This is a genomic window from Dactylosporangium sp. NPDC051484, assembly GCF_040689395.1.
GTDB lineage: Bacteria > Actinomycetota > Actinomycetes > Mycobacteriales > Micromonosporaceae > Dactylosporangium.
The window spans coordinates 466058-477702 of record NZ_JBFAZX010000002.1; the positions used below are offsets into that span (position 1 = coordinate 466058).

Genomic DNA, 11645 nt, shown 5'->3' on the forward strand with positions numbered 1-11645 from the left:
GCCCGGAGACCCGGGCGCGGGCAGAGGTCACCCCACTAGCTGTTCCAGACCTGGAAGCTGGACAGCTGCCCAGCCGGCCAGCCGGTGTTCGACGAGATGTTCAGCCGGAAGTACCGCTGGCTCGTCGCGCCGAACGTGATGGTGACGGTGTTGTTGGCGCCCGGCGCGAACGAGTAGTCGGCCGCCGCCTTGATCTCGGTGAACGTGGATCCGTCGGTGCTGCTCTGGACCTGGATGCGCTGGGTGCGCGCGCCCCAGTTCGCGGGGAGCTGCAACACGATCCGGGAGGCGCTCTGCGCGGAGCCGAGGTCGACCTGGACCCACTGCGGGAAGGCGTTGTTGGCGCTCTCCCAGTAGGTGTTCTGGTCGGCGTCGGTCACGTTGCCGGAGGCGTACCCCTGGTTGTGGCTGGACTCGCTGGTGGGCCGGCCGGCGGCCAGGTTGGTCGACGTCGTGCCCGCCCCGGTGCCGGACAGCTCGACCGTGGCCGGGCTGTTGCTGGCGTTGCTGGTGACGGTCAGGGTGCCGCTGCGGGTGCCCGACGCCGTGGGCCGGAAGCTCACGTTGACGACGCAGGACGCGCCGACCGCGACGGAGCCGCAGTTGTTGGTCTGGCTGAAGTCGCCCGAGGTGGTGACCGCCGAGACGGAGGCCGCCGCGGTGCCCGTGTTGGTGATCGTCACGGCCTGCGACGCGCTGGTGGTGTTCAGCGCCTGCGAGGCGAAGGTGAGCGAGGACGCGCTCGTGGCGAGCACCGGGGCGTTGACCGTGCCGCCGCCACCGGGGTACACCTCGAACTCGGCGAGCTGGGCCGCCGGCCAGCCGGTGTTGGCGGTGACGTTGACCCGCACGTAGCGCACGCTCGTCGCCGGCACCGTGATCTCCACGGTGTTGCCGGTCGCCGGGTTGAACGTGCGGCCCGCCGACGCCGACAGCGTGCTGAAGTTGCTGCCGTCGGTGCTGCCCTGGATCGACAGCGTCTGCGTGCGCGTGGCCCACGCCGTGGCCGGCGGGAGCTTCAGCGTGACCTTGCCGATGCTGGTCGCCGCGCCCAGGTCGACCTGGATCCACTGCGGGAACGCGTTGTTGTTGCTCTCCCAGTAGGTGGCGGCGTTGCCGTCGGTGGCGGTGGCCGCCGCCTGCGTGCCGTTGACCTGGCTGCTGGCGGTGACCGGCCGGTTGAGCGCGATGTTGGTGTCGGTGCCGATGCCGCTGCCGGACAGGCTGACGACGGCCGGGCTGTTGTTGGCGTTGCTGGTCACCGTCAGCGAGCCGGTGCGCGCGCCGGACGCCGCCGGCGTGAACTTCACCGTCACCGTGCACGACCCGCCGACCGCGATGCTGCTGCCGCAGGTGTTCGTCTGGCTGAAGTCACCCGACGCCGCGATGCCGGAGACGGCCGCCGCGGTGGTGCCGGTGTTCGACAGCGTCACGGTCTGCGTCGCCGCGGAGCTGCCGACGACGGTACCGCCGAAGCTCAGGCTGCCCGGGTTGGCGCTCACGATCGGGCCGGGGGCCACCCCGGTGCCCGACAGCGGCACGGTGTTGGTGATGCCGGAGGCGGTGATCGTCAGGCTGCCGGTGCGGGAGCCCGCCACGGTCGGCCGGAAGGTGACGTTGACGGTGCAGGACGCGCCCGCGGCGATGCTGCTGCCGCAGGTGTTGGTCTGCGCGAAGTCGCCGCTGACCGCGATCGTGCCGACGGGGGCCGCGGCGGTGCCGGAGTTGGTGACCGTGACGGCCTGGGCCGCGCTGGTCGAGCCGGTGACGACGCTGCCGAAGCCGAGGGCGTTCGGGCTGACGTTGATGTTCGAGCCGTTGTCCGGCAGATACGGCGGGAACGCGGGGTTGGAGATGTTCTGGCACGCGCTTCCGGACAGGCCGCTGTTGTTACCGCCGTCGGTGAGGGTGAACCCGACGCCGCAGTTGTAGATCGCGGCCGGGGCCTGCACGCCGGTGGCGGTGGAGTTGCTGATCGTCGCCGCGCCGCCGACCTGCAACTGGATCGCCCAGCTGCCGGTGTTCTGGATCGTCGCGTTGTTGATCTTCACGTTGGAGATGTTCGAGCCGGAGACGAACTGGATGGCCTCGAACGGGCTCTGCTGGATCAGGATGTTGTCGACGTTGGTCAGGCCGGTCATGCCGCCGTCACGGGCGTCGAACCACAGCGCGCCGACGCCGAAGTTCCAGTTGGGGTCGAGGCTGCCGGAGCGGATGATCGTGTTGCGCAACACGTCGGTGCGGCCCAGCTGGGTCGAGGCGAAGCGCTGCGCGACGTGGATGCCGCCGCCCTGGCTGAGGCCCGAGTCGATGACCCGGTTGTCGGTCACGAAGTTGTCGTGGCCGCCGTAGATCGCGATGCCGTTGGCCAGGATCGGGTACTGCACCGTGTTGTGGTCGAACGAGTTGTTCGCGTCGGCGTTCTGCTCCGCCCACATCGCCAGGCCGTCGTCGCCGGCGTTGCGCACGTCGGAGTTGGTGACCTTCGAGTTGGTCACGCCGTTGTGGAAGTTCACGCCGTCGGCGGTGTAGTTGCGCAGCCGCATCTGGTTGAACACCAGGTTGTCGAACGGCCCGTCCATCCAGGCGCCGACCTTGAGGTGCTCGATCCACAGCCGGTCCACGGTGGAGTTGCTCAGCGCGCCGCCGATGCCGTTGACCTGGTCGCCGTCGTTGCGCTCCTGGACGTTGCCGAAGATCGCGAAGTCGGAGAGATGGACGTTGGTGCCGCCGTTGGGCGCCCACCCGCCGTAGAAGCCAGGCGCGTTGCCGACGATCTTCGAGCGCCACATGCCGGCGCCCTTGATGGTGACGTTGTTCAGGATGATGTGACTGCACGACATGCCACAGCCGGGGTTGCTGCCAGGGATCCGGAAGGTGCCTTCCGGAATCCACACGGTGCCACCAGGACCCGCTGCGGCGATCGCCGAGTTGAACGCCGCCGTCGCGTCGGCCGCGCCGGTCGGGTCCGCGCCCTTGCTGGTCACCGAGACCGAGCCGCTGGGCTGGGACAGCGCCGGCCCGACGTTCTCGAAGTCGGCGAAGTCGATGGTGTACGACGACGCGGTCGAGTCGGCGTCGACCTGCAGCCGGAACTTGGTGCCGGCCGGGTAGGTGGTCGGGAAGAGCCGGTTCACCTCGTCGTAGAAGTGGTGGGCGTTGCTGCCCGGCGTGTTGGTGAACGGGTAGCCGCCGTAGAACCAGCTGTAGGCGTTGGTCAGGGTGAAGTTCGTGCTGCGGGTGCCGTCGATGTACAGCGACAGCGGCGCCGTGTACACCGAGCCGTTGCCGGTGTCCGGGATGCTGTAGCGGAACACGATCGAGTTCGTCGCGACGGGGGTGGTGAACTCGACATACTTGCCGGTGCCCTGCAGGGTCACCGCCTTGCGGTAAGACGCCTCGGCGGCCAGCGTGTTGTAGGCGGCGCTGGGCCCGATGATCGTTCCGTTGGTGGGGGAGTTCTCGGCCTGCACCTCGACGTAGGGCAGGGTCGCGCCGACGCCGCCGGTCGCGGCCGCGAGGGCCGGTGTCGCCACGGCGACGGCCACGCCGGCGGCGGCCAGCGCGGTACCGGCGACGAGGGCGGCGGTTCGCGCCCGAGGTCGCACTGTTCGGGTATGCCGGAGCATGGGTGCTCACTTTCGACGAGCCGGCACACGACCCATCGCCCGGCGGCCCGCGGTCGGCGGTTTCGAGGCGCGTCGGTGGGTCTTGTCGCGGGTCGGTGCGGCGGGGGCGGGGACAGGGCCGTTGGATCGGCCGCTTGGGTGCACCGGGTCGGCGGATTGTCGGTGCAAGAGGGACGGTAGCCCCGCCGACACCCGCGCGCAATATCCAGACGCATCCCTGTTTGATTCTTACTCGCGCTCGCAAGAGCGTGACAACGGGACTGCGACGCCGAGCGATTTATGGTGATTCGGTCAGGCTCGTACCGGTGGCGGAGATGGCGACGACCCAGCCGCCGTTGCTCAACCCTGGGCGGCACCGCCACGGTCCACGCTCCTTCCCCGGCGAGCCGGAGGCCTGGGCGGCCCTGGCTTGGATCGCCGGCCTCGCCGACGTCGTCGGCCGAGCAGGACAAGGCGCAGGCAGGAGCCTGGCCGGCCGGCAGCCAGGGCGGCGCGGACGGCGGCGACGCGGACTTCAGGCTCGGCGTCGCCGCCGGGCAGGTAGCAACACCGCGTTTCGGCATCCTAGGAGGCTAGGACCAAACCCCGGGAACGAGTGCCCGGTTCGCCGTGATCACGGAGTGAAAACGCACAAGAAGCAGCACGTTCGCTCCGGGATCACGGAAAACCCGCCGCGACCTGGTCGAGGACCGTGCGGGCGATCTTGTACGGCACGCTCGCACCACATCGGCCGCAGGTTGGCCCGGATGAAACGGTCCTTCGCCCGCCCGGCACCGGAGCAGGCCCGGGGGTCCGTGTCGCCCGTCGGCGCCGTCGGGCGACACGGACCGGTTACGTCTGCCGCGACAGGGCGGCCAGCGCGGCCCGGGTGTGGCCGTCCGCGGCCGCGAGCGCGGCGCGGGCCTCCCCCGGCCCGGTGCCGGCGAGCAGGGTGACCAGCGCCGTCTTCAGCTCGCCGCCGGCCGCGCTCAGGGCGGCGGCGCAGGCCTGCGGCGCGGCTCCCGTCGCCTCGGCCAGGATCGCCAGCGTGCGGCCGCGCAGCTTGGCGTTGGTGGCGCGCAGGTCGACCATGAGGTTCGAGTACGTGTGGCCCAGGCGCACCAGGACCGCGGTGGAGAAGGTGTGCAGCACCAGCTTCTGGGCCGTGCCGGCCTTCATCCGGGTCGAGCCCGTGATCACCTCCGGGCCGGTGTCCACCACCACGCACACGTCGCGGCCGGCGGCGAGCGGGGCGGCCGGGTTCGACGTCACCAGCACGGTCGCGGCGCCGGCGGCCGCGGCCGCGGCGAAGGCGCCGGCCAGATACGGGGTGCGCCCGCTCGCGGCCAGCCCGACGAGCACGTCGCCGGCGGCGATGGCGGCGGCAAGCTCGGCGCGGGCGCGCCCGGCGTCGTCCTCGACCGCCTCCAGCGCGGCGCGCAGCGCGGCGTCGCCGCCGGCGATGTGGGCCACGAAGCGGTCCGGGGGCACACCGAACGTCGGCGGGATCTCGGCCGCGTCCAGCACCGCAAGGCGGCCCGACGAGCCGGCCCCGGCGTAGTGGACGCGGCCGCCGCGGCGCAGGGCGGCGACGGTCAGGTCGACCGCCAGGGCCAGGTCCGGCAGCGCGGCGGCCACCGCGCCCGGCACGGTCGCGTCGGCGGCGTGGATGCGGGCCAGCAGCTCGGGCGTGTCCAGCAGGTCGAGGTCCACCGTGGCCGGATCGCGCAGCTCGGTCGGCGACCGCACGAAGACCGGATCGCCCGGTGCAACGCCGCTCACGCGCCCATCAGCTTCCAGGCGCGGGAGCCGCCCAGCACGCCGGCCGTGTTCGGCACGATCGTCACGTCGGGGCCCAGCCGCTCGAGCGTGGGCGCGTCGATGAGCGCCGAGTTTCCGCCGCCGATGTAGAGCCGGTCCCAGCGGAACACCGGGCGCAGCCCGTCGACCACCCGCCGCACGCGGCGCGACCAGCGGGCATTGCCGAGCTCGCGGCGCTGAATCTCGCCGATGTACGTATCGTAGGTGCGCTTGCGGCGGATCGGCCCGTGGGACAGCTCGAGGTGGGGGGCGAGGACCCCGTCGTCGAACAGCGCGTTGCCCAGGCCGGTACCCAGCGTGAGCACCAACTCGAGGCCGGTGCCGACGACCAGGCCGGCGCCGTGCACCTCGGCGTCGTTGAGCACCAGCACGGGCCGGCCGAAGGCGCGGTTGAGCGCGGCGCGCGCGTCGTAGCCGGTCCACGCCGCGTACAGCTCGGGGTCGACCGTGGTGTGCGGTCCGGCCTTCGTGACGTAGTGCGGGGTGGCGACCACCACCCCGTGGCGGATCATGCCAGGCAGGCCGATCGTGGCGCGGTCCGCCGCCGGCAGCTGCCCCTCGATGTCGAGCAGGGCGCTCACGAACCGGCCGGGCGGAAACGGATACGGCGTCGGGACCCGGATCGGCCCGCCGACCAACGCGTCGGAGTCGTCGACCACGGCCGCCTTGAGGCCGCCGCCGCCACAGTCGATCGTCAGCGTGTTCACCACCCGGTGGATTGTGCGGCACGCGCCCGACGCGCGCCGCACCGACCGCGAAAAAGCCGCGCTGATCACCAGCGGTACCACTCGGCGCGCGGGCGGCCCGCAGGACTGGCCGAACCGGCTCGCATCGCCGATAATCGATGTTTTGGGCCGCCCGGAATCCCGGGCTCCTGCACGCCGCCTCCGCCACGGCGGCGTGCAGGCCCCCGGCGGCGGTACGGTAGCGCTACTGATCTCGGCGAGGACGGCGGCGTGACGAGCCTGGCTCTGGACATCGGCGGGACGTGGACGCGCATCGGGTCCGCCGCGCGCTTGCGCACCGACCCCGACTACGACCGGCAGCTGGCGGCGATCGCCGCCGCCGTGCCGCCCGGGCCGGAGCCCGCCGGGGTCTCGTTCTGCGGCCGGGTCACGCCGGACGGCACGGTGCGGGTGGCGCTGAACCTGCGCGCGTACGAGGGGCGCCCACTCGCCCGCGACCTGGCCGAGGCCCTGGGCCGCCCGGTGCGCGTGGCCCACGACGCGACGTGCGGGCTGCTGGGCGAGGCCACCTCCGGCGCGCTGCGCGGCGTCGAGCGCTGCGGCTACCTCACCCTGTCCACCGGCGTGGGCGCCGCGTTGCGCCTGGGCGGGGTGTACCTCACGACCGAGGCCGGCCACCAGCTGGTCGCGGGCAACGACCTGCCGTGCGAGTGCGGCCAGACCGGCTGCCTGCAGACCCTCACCGGCGGCGACGCGCTGCGCCGGCGGCTCGGCCGGCCCCTGGAGTCCGTCGAGGACGCTTCCTTCTGGCGGGCGTACGCCGGGAGCCTGGCCCTCGGCGTCGCCAACTTCGCACTGTCGGCGGGCCTTGCGGCGGTGGCCATCGGCGGCGCCGTCGCGCTGCGCCGGGCGGAGCTATGGCCGGTGCTGCGGGCCGAGCTGGCGCGCGTGGCGACCTACCAGCCGGTGCGGGTCGTCCCGGCCGCGCTCGGCGAAGCGGCCCCGCTGGAGGGCGCGCGGGCGCTGTCGTTCCTGCCGGAGGGCGCCGTGCTGCACTGAGGGGGATCAGCTCGGCACCCCGGCCCTACCACTACGGTCAGGCGGGGTGTACGGCCCAGGGCTGGGTCTTCAGGCCGCCGCGGCCGTCGATGCCGGTCTTGATGCGCTCGCCCGTCTCGTGGGAGATGCCCGGGGCCTGCCAGGTCGGCACCTCGACCGCGGTGGCGCGGACCTTCTCGTCGTCGGTGCCGCTGTAGTCGACTCGGACGACCGCCGTGCCGGTGCCGGTCTCCAGCAGCAGGAAGACCTGGCCGTCGGCGGGCAGCGGCGGGGTGCGCCGGCCCAGGTCGATGCAGCTGGTCACCTCGCCGAACGGCGACGACCTGGCGATCAGCCCGCAGGCCTGCGGCTCCTGCCGGGCGAGGAAGGCCGAGCGCTGCGGGAAGCCCAGCGCGAACGGGCCGCCGACGCATACCAGGACGGCCGCGGCCGCGGCGCCGATTGCCCATCCGAGACGATTCATGCCGACATTGTTAGCAGAGTCTCGGTCGTGGCGAATATCCCGGGCCGCGTGACGGCGGGCCGGGCGAGCCGCTCGCGCGTCAGGTAGGCGTTCACCGCGTCGCCGCCAGCAGACCCTCCGTGGGGTCGGCCGGGCCGAGGAGCACCTCGACGGGCACGTCCAGGTCGTCGGCGGCCTCGACCGTGGCGAGGATGGCGCCGACCACCCGCGGGTCGAGCCGGGTGGCGCCGCGCAGGTCGATGACGATGGGAGCGCCCATGGATCTGCCGGCGGACGGCCGCAGGCCCGGTGGCCAGCACCAATCATCAGACAACACCCGGAGCGACGCTTCCATTACACCGTGATAGAAGATCGTCCATTCGTCGGATGTAAGTGGCCGATCGACGCTCGGTAGCGACCTAAGGTTCAATCACCAAACGATATGTATGCGCAATACGGTCCTCCAGACATGCGTGCGCCGCCCCGCCGGACGGAGTCGCCGCGCCGCGTCGGTGATCCCAGGAGGATTGGCGTGTGGAAGGGCCGCTTGGCGATCTTGACGATCCTGGTCGTCTCCGTGCTCGCCGGGCTGTCGATGTTCGCCGTGCGTGGTGCCGGCAACAACCAGCTCGAGGTGTACTCGTGGTGGACCGGCCCCGGTGAGGAGGACGGCCTGGCCGCCATGGCCAAGACCTTCGAGGCCGCCAACCCGGGCGTGCGGTTCGTCAACGCCGCGGTCTCCGGCGGCGCGGGCTCCAACGCCAAGGCGATCCTCGCCAGCCGGCTGCTGGCGAACGACCCGCCGGACTCCTACCAGCGCCACGCCGGCCTCGAGCTGCTCGACGACGTGCGCTCCGGCAAGGTCCAGGACCTCACCGAGCTGTACCACGAGCAGGGCTGGACGAAGGTGTTCCCGAAGGGGCTCGTCGACAACCTGACCATCGACGGCAGGATCTATGCGGTGCCGGTGAACATCCACCGGGCCAATCTCATGTGGTACAGCCTCAAGACCCTGAAGGACCTCGGGCTCCCCGGGCCGCCGAAGACCTGGGCGGAGTTCCTGCAGCAGGCCGAGGCCATCAAGGCGAAGGGCCGGACGCCTCTCGCGGTCGGCCCGGAGTGGTCGCAGAAGCACCTGCTGGAGACGGTACTGCTCGGCGAGCTCGGCGCGGACAAGTACGAGCGGCTCTTCAACGGCGGGCTCAGCTGGCTGTCACCGGACGTGACCGCCGCGCTCGGCACGTTCGCGAAGGTCCTGGCCGCCTCCGACGTCAAGTCCTCCGCCGGCGACTGGCAGCCCCAGTTGGACAAGGTCCTCTCCGGCTCCGCCGTCTACGCCGTCATGGGCGACTGGTCCTCGTCCTACCTGGAGCAGTCCAAGAAGCTGCGGTGGAAGACCGACTACGACGTCGCCGCGTCGCCGGGTACCGACGGCGTCTACGACTTCCTCTCCGACTCCTTCACCCTGCCGACCGGTGCGCGCCGCCCCGACCTGGCCCGCAAGTGGCTGGTGGAGTGCGGCTCGACCGCCGGGCAGAACCTGTTCAACCCGCTGAAGGGCTCCATCCCGGCGCGTACCGACGCCGACGCCGGCCTCTACAAGGGCTACCTCGGCTGGGCGCTGCAACAGTGGCGCGACCCCAACACCCGCATCGTCGGCTCGCTGACCCACGGCGTTGTGGCGAACAACGCCTACAACGCGGAGATCGACTCGGCGCTCGGCCTGTTCGTCCAGCACGGCGACCAGGGGAAGTTCGCCCGGACCGTCGAGCAGCAGTTCCGGGAGACGCAGTGACCTCGGTTGATCGATCCGGCCCGGCCGCCCACGTGGCGCGCCACTCCTCGGAGCCGGCCCGGCCGGTGTTCGTGCCGCCGCGGCGCCGCCCCCGCAAGCAGCGCGGCCCACGCTGGCTGCCCGGCCTGGTGCTGGTCTCCCCGTCGCTGATCCTCATCGGCGTGTTCGTGTACGGGTTCCTGGGCTGGAACGTTCGCGTGTCGTTCACGAACTGGCGGGGGCTCTCCCCCAAGTACCACTTCGTGGGCCTGTCCAACTACACGGCGCTGCTGCGCGACGAGCGCTTCCGCGCCGACATGCGCAACCTGGTCATCTTCACGCTCGTGTTCGTCGCGGGCGCGATGCTGCTCGGGTTCCTCATGGCGATGCTGCTGGACCGGGGCGTGCGCGGCGAGGCCTTCCTGCGCGGCGTGTACCTGTTCCCGATGGCCATCTCGTTCATCGCGACCGCGATCGTGTGGCGGTGGCTGCTGGACAACGGCTCGGGCGCCGACACCGCCGGCATCAACAAGCTCCTCGCCGGCGTCGGACTGGGCTTCCTGCGCAGCGACTGGCACAAGTCGGACTCGATCTGGGCGATCTCCGCCGTGGCCCTGCCGGCCGGCTGGGCGCTGTCCGGCTACGTCATGGCGCTGTTCCTGGCCGGGATGCGCGGCGTGAACGAGACGCTGCGCGAGTCCGCGCGGATGGACGGCGCGAGCGAGGTCCAGATCTTCTGGTACATCGTGCGGCCCGCGCTGCGCCCGGTGACGTTCAGCGCGCTGCTCATCATGGTGCACATCTCGCTGAAGACCTTCGACCTGCTGTACGCGCTGGACCAGGGCAACCTGCGCATCGACACGCCGTCGCTGTACATGTGGTTCACCACGTTCGACGGCGGCTTCTACGACCGCGGCGCCACGATCGCCACGGTCCTGCTCATCGGGGTGGCCCTCGTGGTCGGCCCATACGTCTGGTACAGCCTGCGCACGGAACGGCGGTGAGTCGTCAGATGGTCCGCGCTACCGCCCCCGTCCCACGGCAGAACCTCTCCCAGCCCGCGTCACCCACGCCGCCCAAGCCGCCGGCGTTGCCCGCACCACCCACGCCCGGCCCGTCGAACACGCCGCGCTGGCAGCGTCCGGGGCCGGTGCGCACGACGCTGCGGTACCTCGTCCTCTGGGGGCTGGCGGCGTTCTTCCTGATGCCGGTCTACGTGCTCGTCGTGACGGCGTTCAAGAACCCGGCCGACGTCAGCGTGACCCGCATCTGGGAGCTGCCGACCAGCTTCTCCTTCGACAACTTCGCCGCGGTGCTGCCGAAGCTGTCCTCGGGCTTTCGCAACTCGATCGCGCTGTCGATCCCGGCCAGCCTCGTCTCGGCCCTGCTGGGCTGCGCCAACGGGTTCGTGCTGTCGAAGTTCCGCTTCCCGTTCTCCAACGCGATCTTCCCGCTGATCCTGTTCGGCATCTTCGTGCCGTACCAGGCCGTCATCATCCCGGTCTCGCAGACCATGACCGCCGTCGGCCTGCGCGGCGCGGGCGACGCGACCGGCGGCCTGCTCGGCCTCATGCTCATCCACATCATCTACGGCCTGCCGATCACCACCCTGATCTTCCGCAACCACTTCGTGTCGATGCCCGACGCCCTGCTGGAGTCGGCCCGCCTGGACGGCGCCGGGGTGCTGCGCACGTGGGTGGACCTGGCGCTGCCGCTGTCGAAACCGGCCTTCGCCGTGGCCGTCATCTGGCAGTTCACGTCCTCGTGGAACGACTTCATGTTCGGCGCGATGATGACGAGCCGCGACTCGTGGCCGGTGACGATCGCCCTGAACAACGTGGCCGGCGGCCAGTCCGTCCCCTTCGGCCAGGCCATGGCCGGCGCCCTGCTGGTAAGCCTGCCGACGCTGGCCATCTACGTCCTGCTCGGCCGCTTCTTCATGCGGGGCCTGCTGGCCGGCACGCTGCAGCATTAACCCGCGCACCCCTCGCGCGGGCGCGGCGGCGAACGCTCGGTTCGTCATGATCACGGGGTGAACACGTACCAGGACCAGCACGTTCACTCCGTGATCATGGAAGGCTCGAACCGGGTGGCCGACGCCGGTGCCATCGTGCTGGCGGATCTTCCTGGAGGCGGCGCCGAGCGGCATCGACCCGCCCGCGCTCGGCGCGCGGCCGGCGGGAGTGCGGGACGTCGTCGAGGTGCGACGACCCGCACGTCCGGCAGATCACCTCGGGCGAGCCGGCGCTGTCGGC

General features: G+C 71.5%; 9 protein-coding genes. 4 read left to right on the forward strand and 5 right to left on the reverse strand.

All coding sequences use genetic code 11. The features are described from left to right. Nucleotides 1-35 precede the first annotated feature (35 nt). From AB0367_RS06020 to AB0367_RS06030, 3 genes are all read right to left on the reverse strand, one after another. Nucleotides 36-3608: a choice-of-anchor D domain-containing protein gene (locus tag AB0367_RS06020; RefSeq protein WP_366225051.1), complete on the reverse strand. Its 3573-nt coding sequence runs from the start codon at nucleotides 3606-3608 to the stop codon at nucleotides 36-38. A gap of 852 nt (nucleotides 3609-4460) precedes the next feature. Next, complete coding sequence (locus AB0367_RS06025) at nucleotides 4461-5390, reverse strand: N-acetylmuramic acid 6-phosphate etherase (RefSeq protein ID WP_366225053.1); 930 nt, start codon at nucleotides 5388-5390, stop codon at nucleotides 4461-4463. Then, nucleotides 5387-6139 carry an ROK family protein gene (locus AB0367_RS06030; protein WP_366225054.1) on the reverse strand — a complete coding sequence of 251 codons (753 nt, stop codon included), beginning with the start codon at nucleotides 6137-6139 and terminating at the stop codon, nucleotides 5387-5389. The genes AB0367_RS06025 and AB0367_RS06030 overlap by 4 nt, the downstream gene beginning before the upstream one ends. 246 nt (nucleotides 6140-6385) lie before the next feature. On the opposite strand from AB0367_RS06030, the gene AB0367_RS06035 reads away from it, so the two are divergent. Next, complete coding sequence (locus tag AB0367_RS06035) at nucleotides 6386-7174, forward strand: ROK family protein (RefSeq protein WP_366225055.1); 789 nt, start codon at nucleotides 6386-6388, stop codon at nucleotides 7172-7174. A gap of 37 nt (nucleotides 7175-7211) precedes the next feature. On the opposite strand, the gene AB0367_RS06040 is transcribed toward AB0367_RS06035, so the two are convergent. Then, entirely contained in the window at nucleotides 7212-7637 is a 426-nt protein-coding gene (locus AB0367_RS06040) for a hypothetical protein (protein ID WP_366225056.1), read from the reverse strand. Nucleotides 7638-7728: 91 nt separating this feature from the next. Further along, nucleotides 7729-7896: a hypothetical protein gene (locus AB0367_RS06045; protein ID WP_366225057.1), complete on the reverse strand. Its 168-nt coding sequence runs from the start codon at nucleotides 7894-7896 to the stop codon at nucleotides 7729-7731. A gap of 267 nt (nucleotides 7897-8163) precedes the next feature. Here AB0367_RS06045 and AB0367_RS06050 point away from each other — a divergent pair, with 267 nt between their 5' ends. From AB0367_RS06050 to AB0367_RS06060, 3 genes are read left to right on the forward strand one after another with little or no spacing between them, the layout of a single operon-like run. Continuing rightward, on the forward strand, nucleotides 8164-9411 hold the full coding sequence (locus AB0367_RS06050) for an ABC transporter substrate-binding protein (RefSeq protein ID WP_366225058.1): 1248 nt from the start codon (nucleotides 8164-8166) through the stop codon (nucleotides 9409-9411). Continuing rightward, nucleotides 9408-10394 carry a sugar ABC transporter permease gene (locus AB0367_RS06055; RefSeq protein ID WP_366225059.1) on the forward strand — a complete coding sequence of 329 codons (987 nt, stop codon included), beginning with the start codon at nucleotides 9408-9410 and terminating at the stop codon, nucleotides 10392-10394. The genes AB0367_RS06050 and AB0367_RS06055 overlap by 4 nt, the downstream gene beginning before the upstream one ends. Then, complete coding sequence (locus AB0367_RS06060) at nucleotides 10391-11365, forward strand: carbohydrate ABC transporter permease (RefSeq protein ID WP_366225060.1); 975 nt, start codon at nucleotides 10391-10393, stop codon at nucleotides 11363-11365. Before AB0367_RS06055 ends, AB0367_RS06060 begins: the two co-directional genes overlap by 4 nt. Nucleotides 11366-11645: the final 280 nt, after the last annotated feature.